The sequence below is a fragment of the Xanthobacter sp. DMC47 genome, assembly GCF_056313845.1.
Map to the genome: position 1 here is coordinate 1,285,502 of NZ_JBQUZM010000004.1, position 19,869 is coordinate 1,305,370.

16 protein-coding genes are annotated in these 19,869 nt (G+C 69.6%); 3 read left to right on the forward strand and 13 right to left on the reverse strand.

Annotated features, from left to right (window positions below):
- Window positions 1–16 precede the first annotated feature (16 nt).
- From ACT54R_RS17780 to ACT54R_RS17825, 10 genes are all read right to left on the reverse strand, one after another.
- Window positions 17–1,273, reverse strand: coding sequence for a phage major capsid protein (locus tag ACT54R_RS17780; protein WP_476328482.1), 1,257 nt, complete (start codon window positions 1,271–1,273; stop codon window positions 17–19).
- Between the two features lie 26 nt (window positions 1,274–1,299).
- Complete coding sequence (locus tag ACT54R_RS17785) at window positions 1,300–1,842, reverse strand: HK97 family phage prohead protease (protein ID WP_476328484.1); 543 nt, start codon at window positions 1,840–1,842, stop codon at window positions 1,300–1,302.
- A 3-nt stretch (window positions 1,843–1,845) separates the two neighbouring features.
- Window positions 1,846–2,043 carry a hypothetical protein gene (locus tag ACT54R_RS17790; protein ID WP_476328486.1) on the reverse strand — a complete coding sequence of 66 codons (198 nt, stop codon included), beginning with the start codon at window positions 2,041–2,043 and terminating at the stop codon, window positions 1,846–1,848.
- Window positions 2,044–2,070: 27 nt separating this feature from the next.
- Complete coding sequence (locus tag ACT54R_RS17795; RefSeq protein ID WP_029555135.1) at window positions 2,071–2,259, reverse strand: hypothetical protein; 189 nt, start codon at window positions 2,257–2,259, stop codon at window positions 2,071–2,073.
- Window positions 2,260–2,705: 446 nt separating this feature from the next.
- Window positions 2,706–3,869, reverse strand: a complete 1,164-nt coding sequence (locus ACT54R_RS17800) for a phage portal protein (protein WP_476328488.1) — start codon at window positions 3,867–3,869, stop codon at window positions 2,706–2,708.
- Window positions 3,870–4,092: 223 nt separating this feature from the next.
- A complete protein-coding gene (locus ACT54R_RS17805) occupies window positions 4,093–4,515 on the reverse strand; it encodes an HPP family protein (protein ID WP_476328490.1) in 423 nt (140 codons plus the stop codon).
- Between the two features lie 399 nt (window positions 4,516–4,914).
- Complete coding sequence (locus tag ACT54R_RS17810) at window positions 4,915–6,285, reverse strand: DNA-packaging protein (RefSeq protein ID WP_476328492.1); 1,371 nt, start codon at window positions 6,283–6,285, stop codon at window positions 4,915–4,917.
- On the reverse strand, window positions 6,191–6,763 hold the full coding sequence (locus ACT54R_RS17815) for a terminase gpP N-terminus-related DNA-binding protein (protein ID WP_476328494.1): 573 nt from the start codon (window positions 6,761–6,763) through the stop codon (window positions 6,191–6,193). Before ACT54R_RS17815 ends, ACT54R_RS17810 begins: the two co-directional genes overlap by 95 nt.
- 619 nt (window positions 6,764–7,382) lie before the next feature.
- Window positions 7,383–8,318, reverse strand: coding sequence for a GGDEF domain-containing protein (locus ACT54R_RS17820; protein ID WP_476328496.1), 936 nt, complete (start codon window positions 8,316–8,318; stop codon window positions 7,383–7,385).
- Window positions 8,319–8,437: 119 nt separating this feature from the next.
- The gene (locus ACT54R_RS17825) at window positions 8,438–9,364 is read right to left on the reverse strand and encodes a diguanylate cyclase (protein ID WP_476328498.1); all 927 of its coding nucleotides are present in this window, start codon (window positions 9,362–9,364) and stop codon (window positions 8,438–8,440) included.
- Window positions 9,365–9,538: 174 nt separating this feature from the next.
- Between ACT54R_RS17825 and ACT54R_RS17830 the strand changes: the two genes are divergently transcribed.
- Window positions 9,539–10,210 carry a hypothetical protein gene (locus ACT54R_RS17830; RefSeq protein WP_476328500.1) on the forward strand — a complete coding sequence of 224 codons (672 nt, stop codon included), beginning with the start codon at window positions 9,539–9,541 and terminating at the stop codon, window positions 10,208–10,210.
- Window positions 10,211–10,290: 80 nt separating this feature from the next.
- On the opposite strand, the gene ACT54R_RS17835 is transcribed toward ACT54R_RS17830, so the two are convergent.
- Window positions 10,291–12,570 (reverse strand): NADP-dependent malic enzyme, encoded by a 2,280-nt coding sequence (locus ACT54R_RS17835; protein ID WP_168459211.1) that lies wholly within the window; start codon window positions 12,568–12,570, stop codon window positions 10,291–10,293.
- 248 nt (window positions 12,571–12,818) lie between these two features.
- On the opposite strand from ACT54R_RS17835, the gene ACT54R_RS17840 reads away from it, so the two are divergent.
- Entirely contained in the window at window positions 12,819–14,858 is a 2,040-nt protein-coding gene (locus tag ACT54R_RS17840; RefSeq protein ID WP_476328502.1) for a hypothetical protein, read from the forward strand.
- Between the two features lie 47 nt (window positions 14,859–14,905).
- Here the strand turns inward: ACT54R_RS17840 and ACT54R_RS17845 are convergent, their stop codons facing one another.
- Entirely contained in the window at window positions 14,906–15,364 is a 459-nt protein-coding gene (locus ACT54R_RS17845) for a DUF2059 domain-containing protein (RefSeq protein ID WP_476328504.1), read from the reverse strand.
- Between the two features lie 105 nt (window positions 15,365–15,469).
- Window positions 15,470–17,242, reverse strand: a complete 1,773-nt coding sequence (gene aspS / locus ACT54R_RS17850; protein ID WP_476328506.1) for an aspartate--tRNA ligase — start codon at window positions 17,240–17,242, stop codon at window positions 15,470–15,472.
- Window positions 17,243–17,546: 304 nt separating this feature from the next.
- On the opposite strand from aspS, the gene ACT54R_RS17855 reads away from it, so the two are divergent.
- On the forward strand, window positions 17,547–19,850 hold the full coding sequence (locus tag ACT54R_RS17855) for a bifunctional diguanylate cyclase/phosphodiesterase (RefSeq protein ID WP_476328508.1): 2,304 nt from the start codon (window positions 17,547–17,549) through the stop codon (window positions 19,848–19,850).
- Window positions 19,851–19,869: the final 19 nt, after the last annotated feature.

Below are 19,869 nucleotides of genomic sequence, written 5' to 3' on the forward strand. Positions count from 1 at the left end.
GGAGAGAGGTCGCCCCTCAGCTCGCGGCGAACTTCAGGAGCTTGGCGGCCTCGAAGCTCTGCACGCCGCCGCCCACGCGCTTCGTCGTGTAGAACAGCACGTAGGGCTTGGCGGAATAGGGATCGCGCAGCACCCGCACCCCGGCGCGGTCCACCACCAGGTAGAAGCGGCGGAAGTCGCCGAAGGCGATGGCGAAGGCGTCGGCGGCCATGTCCGGCATGGCCTCGCTCTCGGCCACCGGGAAGCCGAGCAGGCTCGCCGGCTGGCCGACGCCTGCGGGCGGCGTCCAGAGGTAGTTGCCGTTCTCGTCCTTCAGCTTGCGCACGGACCCTTGAGTCTTGCGGTTCATCACGAAGGTGGCGTTCTGGCGGTAGCCGCCCTTCAGCGCATAGACGAGATCGATGAGCGGATCCGCGGGAGTCGCGGAGGGGAAGGCGCCGGCGGCGCCGGTCGCCACATAGCCCACCTTGTCCCACGCCCAGGCGCTGTCGGCGACCTTGGTATAGGCGAGGAAGCCCTTGGGCTTGGCGACGCCGTCGCCGGTGACGAAGGCCGTGCCCTCCTGCTCGGCGAAGGCGGCGTCCACCTCCTGCGCCAGCCACTCCTCGATGTTCACCTGCGCATCGTCGAGCAGCGCCTGCGTCGCCGCCGGCATGGCGTAGAGCTCCATGGCGGGGAAGGCGAGCTCGGCGAGGACCGGGCTGTCGGTCTGCGGACGCGCCGCCGTCTCGGCCGCCCAGCCGGAGGCGGGACCGGACGTCATGAAGGGCTTGCGATAGGTGCCCGCGCCGATCACCCGCACCGTGGCCAGCGCGCGGATGGGCGAGAGCGCGGAAAGGCGCCGGCCGATCTCCTGCTCCGCCTCATAGGGCACCAGATAACCGCCGTCCGCGCCGGAGCCGGCGGAGAGGGCCTTTGCCTCCAGCGCCTTCAGGCCACCGGCCTCACCGTGGCGGGCATAGGTGTCGAAGGCCGCGCCATGCTGGGAGGCGTCCGCCGTGCGCTCGGGCGCGGCGCCCAGCGCCGGGCGCCGGGCCTTGGTGGCGAGGGCATCGAGCCGCGCCTGGTGGGCGTCCAGCGCCGCATCGATGCGGGCGAGCTGCTCGGTGGTGAGCACGTCGGCGCCGCGGCGCTCCATCTGGGCGAGGCGCGCGTCGTTGGTCTCCTTGTAGGCCTCGAAGGCGGAGAGGAAATCCGCGACGGCGATGCGCTGCTCGGCACCGGCCACCTTCGTTTCAGGCGCGCCCGAATGGGCGTCAATGTTGAGCGACATGGGAAGAACCTTCTGTTGAGCGAAGATCAGGCGCCGGCGGTGGCGCGCAGGCGGGCGGCCGCGGCGGTGAGCAAAGCGGCGGGAGACGGCGCCGGACGCCGGATCCGGGCGTCGTCGGTTTTGCGCGCAATGCGCGCTTGTGGCTGCATGGGAAAGGTGACGACCGACACCTCCCACAGATCGATACGGGCGATGCGGCGCAGCCGCGTGCGCGGATCGGTGCGGGCCGTCACCGCCTTGAAGCCGATGGAGAGGCCGTCGAGCGCGCCGTCGCGGATCAGCGCCGCCACCTCCCGCGCGCGGGCGACGAAGGGCGAGAGCCGGCCGCGCACATAGAGGCCGCGTCCGTCCTCGATCACATCGGTCCACACGCCGATGGGCTCGGCCGGATCATGCTGGTAGAGCATGCGCACGCCGCCCGCGCCCTGGCGGGCGAGGCTTGCCGAAAAGGCGCCGCGCTCGATGAGGTCGCGGCCGAGGTCCGGCACGTCGAACAGGCAGGCATAGCCCTCGATGGCGTAGCCGTCGGTTGGGGGGTCAGACACGGCCAAGGAATCCCGCGCGGGCATGGCTCAGGCGCCCCCCGCGGGCGGGGTGGGCTTCTTGCGGCGGCGGCTCTTCTCGATGCGCTCCAGCGTCGCGACGAACTCGCGGAAGACGGTGCCGGCGGCGGCCGGAGCGGCCGGCGGCGTGGCGCGGGCCTTGGTTTTCGGCCCGCCGGTGAGCGCGCGGATGCGCGGCGCGGACGCCTTCTGGAATGGCGATCGCATGGGTGTCTCCGAAGATGTGTTGGGGGGTCAGGAGAGGTCGTCGAACCGCGCGTTGAAGCGGGCCAGCTCACGCACCAGCGCGTCCATCCGCGCGTTGGCGCGGGCCAGCTCGGTGAGCGTCCGCCACAGCCCGGCGGTGGCCGCCAGCGCCCACAACAGCAGCGCCAGATGCGCCAGATCGCCCCGCTCGGCGAAGGTGCGGATGAGGGTGTCCATGGGGGCTCGCGAGAGTGGGATGAAGCGGGGCGCGGTGATCGCAACCCGCCGTCGTGGTCCGGCTCGACCGGACCACCCATGGCGCCGTTTGCCCCACACTCCGCGCCTTCGCAAAAGGATGGATGGGCCCTCCGGTCAAGCCGGAGGGCGACGGCGGTGCGGGAACCGCCCTCGCGCCCCGGACGCATGGAGCGTCAGCGCAATGCGCGCCGGGGCCCCGCGCAGGGGACCGCCGAAGGCGCTTCCTGATGCCCGCTGCTAGCGAGAACCGCCGTCGTGGTCCGGCTTGACCGGACCACCCATGGCGCCGTTTGCCCCGCCGCTTGTACATGCGGAGGGATGGGCCCTCCGGTCAGGCCGGAGGGCGACGGCGGTACGGGGCATTGGATCGGCGATCCGGCTGCGCCGTCGCTTATCCTGGGAACGAGGCCGGGTCCGGGGAGGCCCTACCCCTGATACCCCACCGCCGCCCTTTTCTCCGCGTCGCTCAAAAAGTCGGCCGCGCCCACCCGCGCCCACAGCTCCGAGCGCTCGGCGGAAAGGGCTTCGATCTGGTCGAGGTCGGGCACCAGCGTCAGGCCGCCGCCGTAGGCCGGGGCGAGCCACAAGGCGAGGGCGTCGCAGACGCGGCGCACCAGGGGCACCACGCTCTGGCGCCAGAGGGCGCGGTTGGCTTCGGCGTAGTTCGCATAGGTGTTGTCACCGGGGATGCCGAGCAGCATGGGCGGGACGCCGACCGCCAGCGCGATCTCCCGCGCGGCGGAATTGCGGGCGGCCTCGAAGTCCATGTCCTTGGGCGAGAGGGAGAGCGGGCGCCAGTCGAGCCCGCCCTCCAGCAGTAGCGGGCGGCCGGCATTCACCGCGCCCTGGAAGGAGGCTTCCAGCTCGCCCTTCAGCCGCTCGAACTGCTCCTCGGTAAGCGCGCCCGTGCCGCCATAGACGAGGGCGCCGGAGGGGCGGGCGGCGTTGTCGATGAGCGCCTTGTTCCAGGCGCTCGCCGCATTGTGCAGGTCCAGCGCCTGCGCCGCCGCCTCCAGCGGGGCGAAGCCATAATGGTCATCCAGCGGGTTGAAGGCGGAAAGATGCAGGATGGGCGGCACGTCGGCGCCGGGCACAAGCGTGTCCTGCGCGATGCGCACCGTCTCGGCGCCCAGGGTGTAGTCGAACGCCTCGGGCCAGCCATCCGGCCCCGGCACCACGCGCACCCGGTCCGGCCGCAAAAGGTGCAGCTCGCGGGGCGCGCCGTCGAGGGCCACCGCCTCCACATAGGCGTTCCCGGCCACGAGAAGATGGCAGCAGATGGCCTCGAACAGCGCCGCGCGGGTGAGGCGCGGGTTGGGCCGGGCGAGGAGATCGAGGAAGGGGTGGGTGTCGTGCTCGCGCCCGTTCACCGTGAGCACGAGGGGCACGGTCGCCGCTGCCTCGCCGATGAGCCGCACGGCGCGATAGGCGATGGCGTTGCGGGCATAGCCCTCGCGGGCGAGCGAGGCGTAATCGCGCGGCGTCCAGCGCGGCCGGCCGGCGGAGAGGAGCGCGATGAGGCGGCCGGTGCGGCTCGCCTTCGCCTCCTCGGGCGCGCGGCGGAAGGGGGCGAGGAGGCTGGCCAGCATGAGAGGGCTCCGAAATGAAATCGGCCGCCCCCTGAAGCCGTTCCTCCGCGCAGCTCGGGGCGTCTGCGGAAGGAGCGGATCAAGGAGCGGCCGGAGGTTGCACACCGGCGAACCGGCTGCAGGCCACAGGGTGCGCCGGCAGGGCGGCCGGCGTTAAAGCGTGCGGATCAGCCCGCGCGGCGGGGCAAAAGGGCTTTAGCCCGCCCGACGTGGCAACAGGGCTTTAGCCCGCCCGGCGAGGATACTCGTGGTGGCGCGGCGGCAGCCGGTGATAGAGGCTTGCCACCGCCACGAGGCAGATAGCACCGGCGATCACGATGCCGGACAGCTCGAACGGGTCGATGGCCGAGGCCGCCATCAGCACCGGCACGGCGCCGGCGGGCGGATGCGACACGCGCAGCAGCAGCATGGCGAGGATGGCAAGGCCCACGCCCAGCGCCGCCGCCCACCAGGCGCCCGGAAACAGCAGCGTGAACACGATGCCCACCGTGACCGACAGCATATAGCCGCCGATGACATTGGCCGGCTGCGCGAGCGGCGAGGAGGGATGGCCGAACAGCAGCACCGCGCTCGCGCCGAACGGCGCGATGAGCAGCGGAAGGCTGGTGAAGGCCGCGGCGCCACCGACAAGGCCCATGCCGAGCATGCCGCCCGCGCCGGACTTCAGCCCGACCTGGACGGAGCCGCAATGGGGCTCATGACGTGCGAAAAATGCTTTCCAATGATGTCTCATGGCTCCAGACGGGGCAGAGAGGGCCAAGGGAAGGCAAATGTCTGCACACAACGCTGTCATGCAGCCTCATTTGTAGGCACATGATGGACGTATTCTGGATGCCACGCAAGGGGCATAGCACGGCGCCGGCGGAACGCGAGCCGCGACCCAGCACAAGCGGCCGCCGAAGGCGCAGTCTGGCTCCCTCTCCCCTTGCGGGAGAGGGCTGGGGTGAGGGGTAGTCTTTCCCTTTGTCGGGATCGCCGGGGACCGCGGCGCCACCCCCCTCACCCCCGGCCCCTCTCCCGCAAGGGGAGAGGGGAGAAGGACGGCCTAGAGCCCCCGCACCCGCGGCGCGCCGGCCCTGGGGCCGAGCGCCAGCGCGGTCACCGCCCACACCAGCGCGTCGAGCCGGTCGGGCGAGCGGCCGGAGGAGAGTCCGTCGGTGCCGAAGTCGCACATCTCGTCCTCCAGCTCCGGAAAGGCGCCGGCGTGGCGGACGCGGGCCTGCTCATAGAGGGCGGCCACCGGCTCGGCGCGCAGGAACTTGCCGCGTGTGGCGCGCACCTGCTCCACCGGGACGGCGGGGTCCACCTCGGCGATGACGGCGCGCACCATCTCGCCGCCCTGGTTCACCTCGGCGACGATAAGGTCGGCGGATAAGCGATGGAACAGCGCCACCGCCTTCGCCGCCCATTGGGCCGGGCGCAGGCCCTGCTCGGTGGCATCCGCCAGCACATGCACCACCCCCGCCGCATCGACGCCCGCCGCGACGAGGCCGCAGGAATCGGCGCCAGCGCGGGAGGAGGCGGGCGGGTCCACCGCCACCACGATGCGGGCGAGCGGCGGGGCCTCGGCCTCGCGCAGCGCCTCCAATTGGGGGCGGGAGAACAGCGCGTCCGGCCGGTCCTCGATGATCTCGCCATCCAGCTCCTGCCGGCCGAGGCGGGTGCCGCCATAACGCGACATCACCTGCCCGAGGAAGGTCGGCGCGAGGTGAAAGGCATTGTCCGCCGTCTTCGCCCGGCTCACTGCCGTGGCGGGATCGGCGAGGAGCCGGCGCAGCAGTGCGGTGGGGCGCGGCGTGGTGGTCACCATCTGGCGCGGGTGGGTGCCGAGGCGCAGGGCGAATTGCAGCATGTCGAAGGTGGCCTCGCCGCGCTTCCACTTGGCGAGCTCGTCCAGCCAGGCGGCGGCGAATTGCGGGCCGCGCAGGCTTTCCGGGTCTTCCGCCGAAAAGCCCTGCGCCACCGCGCCATTGGGCCAGACGAGCCGGCGGCGCGTCGGCTCCCAGCGCGGACGCTCGCCGCGCGGATGGACGGCGAGGACGCCGGAGACGCCCTCCACCATCACCTCGCGCACATCGGCCATGGTCTCGGCGATGAGCGCGATGGGGCTCACCGGGGCCGCCGCGAAGGGCGCGGTTCCGGAGGCGAGGCCGCGCACCCATTCGGCGCCGGCCCGCGTCTTGCCGGCGCCGCGCCCGCCCAGCACCAGCCAGGTGGACCAGAGGCCGCCGCCCTGCGCCTCGGCGGGGGGAAGCTGGTCCGGCCGCGCCCACAGGGCCCAGTCGGCGAGGAGGCGGCCGGCGTCGTCCTCGGGCAGGGCCTCAAGAAACGCCCGAGCCGTCCCCGCCCTCGTGCAGGCGATCAAGGCGGCGCGCAAGCTCGCGGCGGAAGGTGTCGAGGTCGCGGACGGTTCCATCTTGGTCCTTCGCCTTGCGCCGTTTCTTCGCCTCGGCCTCCAGCGCGGTGAGTTCGCGCAGGGTGCGCGCGAGAACCGCCAGCGCGCGGGCGTCCTTCTCGGGCTCGGGGCGGGGCGCCTCGTCGCCGGGGTCGGCGGTGCGGGCGAGGCGGCCCTCGATCTCGTCGATCTGCCGCTCCGCCGCCCGCCACAGCCGCTTGAGCAGACCGCGCCGGTCCGGCTTGCCGGAGGGCTTTTCGGCGCGCGTCTTCGCCGGCTGCCCGCCCACGGGATGCGCGGTGCGGCGCGGCACGGGATTGAAGAGGAAAGTGCCGTCCGGCCCCATCTCGCGGTCGATCCAGTAATAGACGGTGGCGCTGGAGAGGCCGGTCTGCCGGCGGATCTCCGCCATGCTGGCCCCCTCCAGATAAAGCCGCCGCGCCAGCGCCCCCCGCGCCGGACGCGCGGACGGCACGGCGCTGCCGTGAGGCTGATCCATGGGCGGACCTCTGGGATGAGGAGGGATGGGTGGAGAGGGGCGGGGCGCCAGACCGGCGGAGAGGGCACGCCCCGCTCACGCACCGCCGTCGCCCCCGGCTCGACCGGAGGGCCATTGTTTCCGCCGCCGCGAACCCTTGGCGGCCAGCGCATGCGGCGCCATGGGTGGTCCGGTCAAGCCGGACCACGACGGTGCGCGGAACACCAAATCATGACGAGAGCGGGAACATCGAACACCGAAACCGCCGTCGCCCTCCGGCTCGACCGGAGGGCCATTGTTTCCGCCGGCGCGAACCCTTGGCGGCCAGCGCATGCGGCGCCATGGGTGGTCCGGTCAAGCCGGACCACGACGTGAGCAGGAACATCGAACACCGAAACCGCCGTCGCCCTCCGGCTCGACCGGAGGGCCTATTGTTTCCGCCAGCGCGAACCCTTGGCCGCCAGCGCGCGTGGCGCCATGGGTGGTCCGGTCAAGCCGGACCACGACGGTGTGCGGAACGCCAAATCATGATGTGGGCGGGAGCCGCGCCACCGGCCTCGGCCGTCAGGCACACGTCTCGAACATGGGGAAAAGATACCCAGGCAGCGTCACGCTGTCAAGGACTAAATTCCCATAAATCTCACCCCACCCTCACCCGGTCCCGCCCGTCCATCTTCGCCTGATACAGCGCCCGGTCGGCGCGGCCGTAGGCGTCGGAGAAGGTGTCGCCGGGGGGAGCGAAGGTGAGGCCGGCGGAGAAGGTGTAGGTGAAGTCCGGCAGTTCGGGGAGCGGGCGGGAGGCGCGGACGCGGGCGAGGAGGTCGGCGACGCGGCGCTCGGCGTCCGCAAGGTCGGTCCGGGGCAGCACCAGCACGAATTCCTCGCCGCCCACCCGGCCGAAGCAGTCGGAGCGGCGGATGGCGCCGGCCATCAGGGCGCAGAAGGCGCGCAGCAGCACGTCGCCCGTCTGGTGGCCGAAGCGGTCGTTCACCTGCTTGAAATTGTCGATATCGATGACGCACAGGGTGCCGCCGGGGCCGTGCGGCGCCATCATCTCGTTGGCGCGGTGGATAGCGAAGCGGCGGTTGGCGACGCCGGTCAGCTCGTCCGTATAGGCGGCGCGCAGCGCGTGGTCGCGGGCCTGCCTGATGTGACGCGTGTCGACACGGAAGGAGGTGACGTCCACCCCCACGGTGAGCATCCAGCCGTCCGCGTCCATGGTCTCGTTGACCAGCAGCCAGCGCCCATCTTTCAGATCGCTCTCGAAGCTGCGGAACTGCACCTTGCCCCGCCGCGACTTGGCGGAGGCGAGCCAGGTCTCGAAATCGTCCGACCTGATGACGATGCCATGCCCCGCCGCATGGCTGCGCCGGACCAGTTCCTCCCAAGTGGGGAACTCGCCCTCCGGAAGGCCGAAGGTGGCGCGGCAGGCGGGGTTCGCATAGCGCAGCCGGTCGTCGGGATCGTAGAGGCCGACAAGCAGCGGCGTCGCCTCATAGAGGGCGCGGATGCGGGCGATGATGTCCAGCGCGCCGTCTTCGGCGCCCAGGCTTCCGAAGTCACGGATATTGAACATGGCCCGGCCGAGCATAGCGCAAGCCTGGCCACGGTGGGCGATGGATTTGCCCCGTTTGCCCCCTGCTTTCGGGTGAGGCGAGGGCGCCTTCCGGCCGCCGCGACCTACCTTGGAACCGCCTACCCGCGGGCCGCCATCGCCGCGGGCGGCGCCTCGCCGTCGACCATGATGCGGTTTCGGCCGGCCATCTTGGCCATGTAGAGCGCGCGGTCGGCGCGGCCATAGAGATCGGTGAAGGTGGTGCCCGGCCCGCCCGTGGCGACGCCGGCGGAGAAGGTATAGGCGAAATCCGGCCATTGCGGCAGCGGTCGCGACTGGCGCACCACGGACAGCATCCGCTCGACGATGAGCACCGCCTCCGCCGCGGAGGTCTGCGGCAGCACCAGCACGAACTCCTCGCCGCCGATGCGGCCGAAGCAATCCTTGCGGCGGATGAGGCCGTTGATGCGGGCGGCGAAGTCGCGGAGCACCGCATCGCCCGCGAGGTGGCCGACGAGGTCGTTGATGTATTTGAAATTGTCGAGGTCCAGCACGCACAGCGCCCCGCCCAGGGCGCCGGGCGCGAGCATGTCGTCCACCCGCGCGGTGATGAAGCGGCGGTTGGCGATGCCGGTGAGGTCGTCGGTCTGCGCCTCCTTGATGGCGCGGTCGCGGGCCTGGCGCACATCCCGCCCGTCGGCCTTCAGGGCCGTGATGTCGCTGGCGATGCAGAGCATCCAGCCCGAGGCCGAGACGCTCTCGGTCATCAGCAGCCAGCGTCCGTCGTAGAGGTCGGTCTCGAAGGCGCGGTAGGGCACCTTGCCGCGGCGGGAGAGGGTGGAGACCAGCCAGGCGTCGAAATCCGGGGCGGTGATGACCGTGCCCCGCCGCTCGGCATGGTTGCGGCGCATGATCTCCGCCCAGGTCGCCTCCTCGCCCGGCGCGAGGCCGAAGGCGGCCCGGAAGGCGGCATTCGCATAGCGCAGCCGGTCGAAGGAATCATAAGCCGCCACAAGCACCTGCGTGCTGTCGTAGAGAGCGGCGAGATGGTCGGGGACAAGGGTCATTCCAAGGCCATTATACGTCATGCCTGAAGGTTTGGGCCACGTCCCGAACGCGCTTGCGCTGCGTGCTGCTGTCTCATGCCGCCGGTGGAGCGGCGCGCGCCATGGAAAGCGGCTTCGCGCTGCGGTATGGAGAGGGGTGGCGCGCTGGCGCGCCGCTCTGGAGGGTGCGTTCCCATGTTTCCGCCCGGCTTCCCGTCCGGCCTGCCGCTGCTGGTGCCGCTGATGCTGGCCGCCTGCCTGATGGTGCCGGCCCACGCGCTGGAGGCCCAATGGCCGGATACCGCCTCCGCCCGCCAGCAGGCGCAGGAGCTGGTGGAGGCGCTGAACGCCGACCTCCTCGCCCATCCGAGCGCCACCGCCACCCTGGAGCGCTGGTGCGCCACCCGGGGCATCTCCGATCCATCCAAGGTGGTGGCCGAGCGGGTCTACGAGCGGGAGGGCGCCGCCCCCCCGGAGGTGCGCGCGCTGCTCGGTGCCGGACCCGACACGCCGGTGCGGCATCGCCGGGTGCGCCTCGTGTGCGGACCCACGGTTTTGTCGGAGGCGGATAACTTCTATCTGCCGGAAAAGCTGACACCCGACATGAACCAGGTGCTGGACACCACCGGTACCCCGTTCGGCAAGGTGGTGAAACCGCTCGATTTCCGGCGGAAAACCCTCGATTCCACAGTGCTGTGGATGCCGGCCGACGAGACCGGTTTCAAGCCAGCCCCCGGCGCCCCGCTGCCCCTGCCCGCCTTCGTGCTGAGCCATCGGGCGGTGCTGACCCTGCCCGACGGCACCCCCTTCAGCGCCCTGATCGAGCGCTATACCGCGGGCATACTCGGCCCCCCGCCATCGCGCTGAATCCGGCCGGCAAGAGCCTTTGACAAAGGCATTCCTCCTCCCGCGCGGAGAGGAGGAATGCCTTTGCTTACAGAGGCTTGTCAGTCCGTCTGCGCCTCGGCGACGGCCACGGCGGTCATGTTGACGACACCGCGGGTCGTCACCGACGGGCCGAGGATGTGGGCCGGCTTGGCGGTGCCCATGAGGATGGGCCCGACGGGGAGGGCATCGCCCAGCACCTTGATCATATTGAAGGCGATATCGGCCGCGTCGAGGTCCGGCATCACCAGCACGTTGGCCACTCCGGAGAGGCTGGAGTGGGGGAAGGACTTCTTGCGCACATCTTCCATAAGTGCAGCATCCGCCTGCATTTCTCCGTCCACCTGCAGGTGCGGGTCGCGCTCGCGGATGATGGAGAGTGCGGAACGGACGCGCTTGGCCGAAAGCGTCTCGTGGCTGCCGAAATTGGAGTGCGACAGCAGCGCCACCCGCGGCTCCAGACCGAAGCGGCGGACGTGGGCGGCGGCCAGCACCGTCATCTCGGCAAGGTCGGCGGCGGTGGGCTCGGTCTGGATCTGCGTGTCGCAGATGAAGAAATTGCCCTTGGAGGTGATGAGCAGCGAGAGCGCCGCCAGTTCCTTGACGCCGGGGGCGAGGCCGATGATGTCGCGCACCTGCCGCAGGTGGCGCACGAAGCGACCCTCGATGCCGCAAAGCATTGCATCCGCCTCGCCGCGATGGACGGCCAGGGCCGCGATCACGGTGGGATGGGTGCGGACGAGCGTGCGGGCGGCATCAGGCGTGACGCCCCGGCGGCCGGCCACCTCGACGTAATCGCGCACGTAGTCGCGGTAGCGCGGATCGTCCTCGGGGTTGATGAGGTCGAAGTCGCGGCCGGGCTGGATGGAGAGGCCGAAGCGCTTCAGGCGGGTGTCCACCACGCTCGGGCGGGCAACGATGATGGGCCGGGCGATGCCTTCCTCGACCACCGCCTGCACGGCGCGCAGCACGCGCTCATCCTCGCCCTCGGCATAGATCACCCGCTTGATGCTCTTCTTCGCCTTGGCGAAAAGCGGACGCATGATGAAGCCGGAGCGGAACACGAAGGTGTCCAGCCGGTCGATATAGGCGTCCATGTCGGTGATGGGCCGCGTCGCGACCCCGGTGTCCATCGCCGCCTTCGCCACCGCCGGTGCGATGCGCAGGATGAGGCGCGGATCGAACGGCGAGGGAATGAGCGAATCGGCACCGAAGGAGCGGGTCTCGCCGCCATAGGCGCGAGCCACCACGTCCGAGGGCGTCTCGCGGGCGAGGGCGGCGAGGGCTTCCACCGCGGCCATCTTCATCTCGGCGTTGATGTCGGTGGCGCCCACATCCAGCGCGCCGCGGAAGATGTAGGGGAAGCACAGGACGTTGTTGACCTGGTTCGGGAAGTCCGACCGGCCGGTGCAGATCATAGCGTCCGGCCGCGCCTCGCGGGCGGCTTCGGGCATGATCTCGGGCATGGGATTGGCGAGGGCGAGGATGAGCGGCTTGTCCGCCATCTTCTTCACCATCTCCGGCTTCAGCACGCCGCCGGCGGAGAGGCCGAGGAAGATGTGCGCGCCTTCGATCACCTCGTCGAGGGTGCGCTTGTCGGTCTTCTGGGCGTAGATCTCCTTGTAGGGATCCATGAGGGTGTTGCGGCCGTCATAGACCACGCCCTCGATATCCGTGACCCAGATGTTCTCCTTCTTCGCGCCGATCGTGACGAGGAGGCCAAGGCAGGCGAGCGCGGCCGCGCCGGCACCCGACGTGACGATCTTGAGATCCTCGATCTTGCGATTGCCGATCTCCAGCGCGTTGCGCACCGCGGCGGCGACGATGATGGCGGTGCCGTGCTGATCGTCGTGGAAGACCGGGATCTTCATGCGCTGGCGCAGCTGGGCTTCCACCTCGAAGCACTCGGGCGCCTTGATGTCTTCAAGGTTGATGCCGCCGAAGGTGGGCTCCAGCGCGCTCACCACGTCCACCATGCGCTCGACGGTCAGGGCGTCGATCTCGATGTCGAACACGTCGATGCCGGCGAACTTCTTGAACAGGACGGCCTTGCCCTCCATCACCGGCTTGCCGGCGAGGGGGCCGATATTGCCGAGGCCGAGCACGGCGGTGCCGTTGGAGACGACGCCCACGAGATTCGAACGGATGGTCAGCTCGGCGGCCTGCAGCGGATCGGCGGCGATGGCCTCGCACGCGGCGGCGACGCCGGGCGAATAGGCGAGGGCGAGATCGCGCTGATTCCCGAGGGGCTTGGTGGCCTGGATCTCAAGCTTTCCCGGCCGCGGCGTGCGATGGTAATAAAGTGCGCCCGAACGCAGATCCTCGGAAATGTTGGACGCCATGCCCCTCCCCCTTCGTGAATAACGAACGTCGCGGAAAATCGGGCCGCAACCTAACTGCCACGCATGCTTATGTCACGGTGGACCGCACAAATTAGGTTATGTTGCGCACGCATGGCGGCTCTGAGGGGCGCAGGTGACGCGATCTTGGGCAGGCCTTGTGCGGGCCCGTGATTTGGGCGCCTGCGATTTGGTCTTGCGGCCGCTGGGGCGGCGGGTCTGATGCGGGCGGATGCCCGAAAGGAATGGACATGAGCGAGGGGAAGGCGGGGCGCGGGATCTGGACCAGGGTTGCCGTTGCGGTCGGTATCGTCGCCGTGCTGGCGGCGGGCGGCTGGTTCGGCTTCGCCGCCTGGTCGCGGGCCAAGGTGCGGGCGGAGGTGGATCAGGCGTTCGCCGGCATCCGCGCGGCAGGCAGCCAGGCCTCCTTCACCGATGCCGGCTTCGACCCGGCCGGCCGCGCCGTGACCGTCTCCGGGATCGCCATCGCCTCGGCGGACGGCTCTGCCGCCGTGAAGATCGCGCGCCTCGTCGCGCGGGGCAGCGAGAAGCCCATCGACCGGCGGGTGACGCTGGAAGCCCTCGACCTCGACAGCGTGGAAGTGACGCTCAGCGGTGACGCCGCGCAGGGCGGCACGATCACCTACAACCTGCCGCAGGTGATGATCGACCGCTACAATGGCCCGATGACGCTGATCGCCGCCGGTGAGGGCGGCGGCGCCTACGGTGCCTTGCGCGTGGCGCTGCGCCAGCTGGCGGCGACGACGGCCGCCAAGGTGACGATCCCCGAGACCCGCGTCCGCATGGCACCGGCCGGCGCCCCGCCCATGGAGGCGACCTACACCAATCTCGCCGCCGAGGGCATCAATGCAGGCGCGATCCGCAGCCTCATCATCGATCGCTCGACCGCCTCTTATGTCCTGCCGGCAGCCGCCCCCGCCGATGGGCAGGCTGCACCGGCGAAGGTCAGCCTGCGCATCGAGGGGCTGGTCGCCGCGCAGATCGACACCGCTCCGCTGCTGCTGATGACCCAGCCGGGCGGCCCCGTCGGCAAGGCCGCGGATGCCTACGGGCGCATCTACGGCAAGGTGGTCACCGGCCCCTATGTCATCACCCAGGAAAACGGCCCCACGCAGGGCGGCGCTTCCATGCTGATGGAGAATTTCGCCATCCGCCCCTCGGCCTTCGATGCGGGGCGGCTTGCGAAATTCCAGGCCCTCATGGCGAAGCCGCCGGCCAATCCCTCCGTCGAGGACAGCCGCCGCGCCGCCGAACTGCTGCGTGACACCATCGGCGGCCTCTCCTTCACGACTGTTGCGCTCACCGAAGCCTACACCAAGGACAATGGCGAGACCGGCCATATCGGCCTGGTGCGCATGGATGGCCTTGCCAACGGCGTGCTCGACGGATTCGTGCTGGAGCGGGCGGACGGCACGACGCCCGACGGCGGCGCTGGCAAGATCGGGCGCATTGCGGTGCGTCAGCTGGATTTCAACCAGCTCGCGGCGCTCGCCGCCGAGGCGCAGAGCCCCTCCCCCACCACGGCGCTGGTGCTGTTCCGGGTGATCTCGGGCATCGAGATCAAGAACCTCGAGGTGCCCTACGGTGAGGGGGATGCGAAAAATGAGCCGGTGAAGATCGGCAACTTCTCCCTGTCCTGGGGTGGATCGCTCGGGGTGCTGCCGTCCTATGTGGACTTCGCGCTGACCGACGTGTCCGGGCCGATCCGGCCGGAGGATGGCGAGCCCTTCACCTATCTCATCAACGCGGGGATCAAGCGCGCCACCGTCTCGCTTGGCGCCAAGGCATTCTACGACATCAACGAGAGCACCCTGACGCTGGCGCCCATCACCACCGAGGTGAAGGACGCCTTCCGCGTCACCATCGAGACCACCCTCTCCGACGTGCCGCAGTCCGCCTTCGCCGATGCCGGCGGCTTCATCAACGAATTGCCGGCGATTGGCGCGGGGCCAGTAACGGTGACGCTGACCGACCTCGGGCTCGCCAAGCTGATGTACGCCCAGTTCGCCAAGGCCGCCGGGGTGAGCGAGGCGGACTATCGCGAGCAGGTGGTGGCACTGGCCGAAAGCTTCGCGGCCGAGATGGAGGAAGGCATGCCGGAGATGGCCCCGGTGGGTGCCGCCCTGGTGTCCTTCCTGCGCAATCCGGGGACGCTGAAGGTGACGGCGAAGCCGAAGGGGTTCGTGCCGCTGATCGCCCTCGCCTCCTCCGGCGACCCGACGGTGCTGCTGGAAACCTTCACCTTCGAGGCGACCGCCACGGCGCCCTGACGGCGCGCAGGCCGTCGATCGACTGACGGTGGGTCAGACGGCGCCCCTCACCGGGGGGCGCCGGTCGCAGCGCTCAGGAACGCCACCAGCTTCACGATCTGCTGCTGGACGGCCATATTGACCGATTCCGGCGGATTTTCCTGCACCTGCACCATCTTCCGCCCAAGGGGGCTGGTGTAGAAAGCGGCCAGTTCCTTCAGGTCGGCCAGCGTGTAGGCGTCCGCATAGTAGCCGACGAAGACCCCCACGAGATCCTCCCGGATGCTGGCGGATTCTTTCGTGAGCACCTCACGTGCGGCGTCCCGCTTGTCGGCGGGGATCTTCTCCGCCGCCTGGCCGATCATGCGGCCGAAATGCTTTTCGAGGCCCGGCACGACCGCGAGGTCGACCACCTGGCGCGCCAGCGCGGCCTTGTCGGACGCCTCATCGGCTGCGGCGCCGGCCGAAAAGGTGAGTGTCTGGACCGCAAGTGCCGCGGCCACGAGCATCGGATAGGCGAACCGCATCTTAATCCTCCCGGGAGCGCCCGCGGTTCGTCCCGCGATGCGTCCCGAAGAGAATCTATATCGGCTTCGGCGCGGCCGCGCTTCTCCCCCAACTGGGGGACTGCATCATTTCTGCTGCGGCGCAGGACGGATGTGCAGTTCGCGCAGCTGCTTGGGGCTCGCCTCGTTGGGCGCGCCCATGAGCAGGTCCAGGGCCTGCTGGTTCATGGGGAAGATGGAGATCTCACGCAGGTTGGTGGTGCCGCACAGGAGCATCACGATGCGGTCCACGCCCGCCGCCATGCCGCCATGGGGCGGCGCGCCGTACTGGAATGCGCGGTACATGCCGCCGAACCGCTCCACCACGGTCGCCTCGTCATAGCCGGCCAGCTCGAACGCCTTCACCATGGCCTCGGGGCGATGGTTGCGGATGCCGCCGGAGGCGATCTCGTAGCCGTTGCAGGCGATGTCGTACTGGAACGCCTTGATGGTCAGCGGGTCCTGCGTGTTCAGCGCTTCCAGCCCACCCTGCGGCATGGAGAAGGGGTTGTGGGAGAAGTCCACCTTCTTCTCCTCCTCCGAATATTCGTAGAAGGGGAAGTCGACGATCCAGGCCAGCTCGAAGCGGTCCTTGTCGATCAGGTTCAGCTCCTCGCCCACCTTGGTACGGGCGAGGCCTGCGAACTTCACGAACTTGTCCGGGTCGCCCGCGACGAAGAAAGCGGCGTCGCCGGCCTTGAGGCCGAGCTGCTGGCGGATCGCCTCGGTGCGCTCGGGGCCGATGTTGTTGGCGAGAGGACCTGCGCCCTCCCCGCCTTCACGCCACATGATGTAGCCGAGGCCCGGCTGGCCCTCGCCTTGCGCCCACGAATTCATGCGGTCGCAGAAGGCGCGCGAACCGCCGCCAGGACCGGGAATGGCCCACACCTCGTTCTTCTCCACCTCCAGCATGCGGGCGAACACCTTGAAGCCCGAGCCGCGGAAGTGGTCCGACACGTTCTGCATGACGAGAGGGTTGCGCAGGTCCGGCTTGTCGGTGCCGTACTTGCGCAGCGACTCTGCATAGGGGATGCGCGGCCAGTTGTTGGTCACCGGCTTGCCGCCCGCAAATTCCTCGAACACGCCGGTGATGACCGGCTCCATGGCGGCGAACACGTCTTCCTGCTCGACGAAGCTCATCTCCAGGTCGAGCTGGTAGAACTCGCCGGGCAGGCGGTCGGCGCGCGGGTCCTCGTCACGGAAGCAGGGGGCGATCTGAAAGTAGCGGTCGAAGCCGCTCATCATGATGAGCTGCTTGTACTGCTGCGGTGCCTGTGGCAGGGCGTAGAACTTGCCGGGATGCAGGCGCGAGGGCACCAGGAAGTCGCGCGCGCCTTCCGGCGAGGAGGCTGTGAGGATGGGCGTCTGGAACTCGAAGAAGCCCTGATCCTTCATGCGCCGGCGCATGGCGTCGATGATGGCGCCACGGGTCATGATGTTGCGGTGGAGCTTCTCGCGGCGGAGGTCGAGGAAGCGGTACTTCAGCCGCGTCTCTTCCGGATATTCCACGTCGCCGAACACGGGCAGCGGCAGCTCCGCCGCCGGGCCGAGCACTTCCAGCTCGAGGGCATAGACCTCCACGGCGCCGGTGGTCAGGTCCGGATTCTCGGTGCCCTCGGGGCGCGGACGCACCTTGCCGTCGATGCGGATGACCCATTCGGATCGCACCTTCTCGGCGTCCTTGAAGGCCGCGCTGTCCGGGTCCACCACCACCTGGGTAAGGCCGTAGTGATCGCGCAGGTCGATGAAGAGCACGCCGCCGTGGTCGCGGATGCGGTGGCACCAGCCGGAGAGGCGGACAATCTGGCCCACCTCGGCGGTCGAAAGCGCGCCGCAGGTGTGGGAGCGGTAACGGTGCATGGGGTCGCCCTTTCAAGGCTGATCAGGGAAGACACGGGGCGAAAAAGACCCTGCTGCCCGAGGGTCCGCGCGCAGGCCATTGGCGCGCACCGGCCCCCCAAGGCGCCGCTTGCGTGCCGGGCGCCGCGTCACCGCGCGCCACGGCTCGAAAGTCCGCATCTGAGGCGGGGCGAAGGTGCATGCGTTCCGGCCCGTGTCAAGCGCGCAGTCCTGTTCAGCCGTGCGCGAAGGATGTAGGTTCAGCTTCGCCGTGTCTCAATCGACGGGTCGTGCGGGTGCGGGTGTGACAGAGAATGAGGCCGGCATGGAGACGCCGAAGGGGCGGGAGACCGGGCCGTCGGACGTGGCTGGTCCGGCGCTGCGCGGGCCTCTGTGGCTCGCCTTCATCGTCATCGCCCTGATCGTCTGCGTCATCTCGGCCACCAGCCTGCTGGTGACGCGACTGTGGCACGATGGCGCTGCGGACCGCACCAGGGAACTTGAAAACCTCGCGGTGACGCTGTCCGAGCAGACCGCCCGGGCTTTCCAGAGTGTCGGCCTCATCCAGGACGACCTCATCTCCCATGCACGCGAAAAAGGCATCGAGACGCAGGCCGAACTTGCCGTCGTGATGTCGAGGGAAGACATCCACGCGACCCTGCGGGAGAAGATTTCGGGTCTGCCCTTCGTCGACGCCATCACGATCATCGACGAGACTGGCAAGCTCCTCAACTTCTCGCGCTATTGGCCCATCCCCAGGGTCAACGTATCCGACAGGGATTATTTCCTGGCCCTCGAAGGGATGCGGGGACCCGACATCTTCCTGAGCGAGCCGGTCCCGAACCGCGGCACCGGCTCAGTCACCATCTATCTTGCCAAGCGCTTCGCCAACAGCTCCGGCCGCTTCCTCGGCCTGGTGCTGGGAGCCATGGAGCAAGCCTATTTCGAGCGCTTCTACGGCGGCATCCGGCTCGGCCGCGACGGCATGATCGCTCTGGTTCGGTCGGACGGCGCGCTGCTCGCCCGCAATCCCGGCTCGGCCGGCCTGTCTCCGCGCGATGCTGCCGTGCGCGCGCGGACCGCGGCGGCGGTGTTCGGCAGCGGCCAGATGGCTGAGCTGCCCGCCGGCACGCTGGACGAGAAGGCCCGCGTCGCCGCCGTCCACCCGGTCGGCGACCTGCCGGTGGCGGTGGTGGTGAGCGACAGCGTTGCGTCCCTCGACGCCCTCATGTGGCAGCGGGCGACGCCTCTGCTCGTGGCCGCCGGGCTGCTCTGCCTCACCATCGTCCTCGCCGCCTGGGGGCTCGGCCGGCACCTTCGCGATGAGCGCGCCTTCGCCGTGACGCAGCACGCCATGGCGCGGATCGACATGCTGACCGGCCTGCCCAACCGCCTCGCCTTCACCGAACGGCTGGGCGCGCTCCTGGGCGCGCGGGGCGGCGGGACGCCCTTCGCCCTGATCTATCTCGACCTCGATTATTTCAAGACCGTCAACGACACCCTCGGCCACGACGCCGGGGATACCATGCTGGCGGAACTGGCGGAACGCATGCGCGGCCTGCTCGGCCCCGAGGATTTCGCTGCGCGCCTGGGAGGCGACGAGTTCGCAGTCGTGCTGTTGGGGGTGACGCGCGAGAGCGAGGCGACGGAACTCGCCCAACGCCTGATCGACGCGCTGCGGACGCCGCTTCACCTCGGCCTCCACCGCATCATCAGCGGCTGCAGCATCGGCATCGTGATGGCCCCGCGCGACGGCAACGACGTGGCGGCGCTGCTCAAGAATGCCGACCTCGCCCTCTATCGTGCCAAGACCGACGGCCGGGGCATTGCCCGTGTCTTCGTCGAGGAGATGGAGCGTCTGGTCCGCGAGCGGCGGGAGATGGAGGTAGACCTCCAGACCGCATGGCGGGAGCATCAGTTCTTCCTGCTCTACCAGCCCATCGTCGAGGCCGAATCGGGCCGAATCGCCGGGTTCGAGGCGCTGCTGCGCTGGCGCCATCCCGAGCGCGGACTGGTCAATCCGGAAAGCTTCATCCCGGTGGCCGAGGAAACCGGGCTCATCCTGCCGCTCGGCGCCTGGGTTCTCACCGAGGCCTGTACCGCAGCAACCGCCTGGCCTGACGGTCTTGTCGTCTCGGTCAACCTCTCGCCCGTCCAGTTCCGCGGCGCCGAAGCTTTTCGGCAGGTGCGGAGCGCGCTCGAAAGCTCGGGCCTCGCCCCCTCGCGGCTCGAAGTGGAGATCACCGAAAGCACCCTGCTGCACGAAGGCCCCATGGTGCGGGCGACGCTGGAACAGTTCAGCGAAGAGGGAATCACGGTCGCGCTCGATGATTTCGGCACCGGCTATTCCTCTCTCGGCTACCTGCGGACGCTCAGCATCGGCCGCATCAAGGTGGACCGCTCGTTCATCGAGCAGGTGGAGACCTCGCCCCAGAGCCTCGCCATTGTCCGTGCGATCGTCGGCCTCGCCCGCACGCTCGGGCTGCGCTGTACCGCCGAAGGCGTCGAGACCGAGGGTCAGCGCCGGCTGCTCACGGCCGAAGGTTGCTCACACCTGCAGGGCTACCTGTTGGGCCGTCCTGGCTCCGCAGAGGAAGCCCTGCGCCGCGCCCGCGCCTCGGCTGCCTGACGCCTTTCCGACAACATAG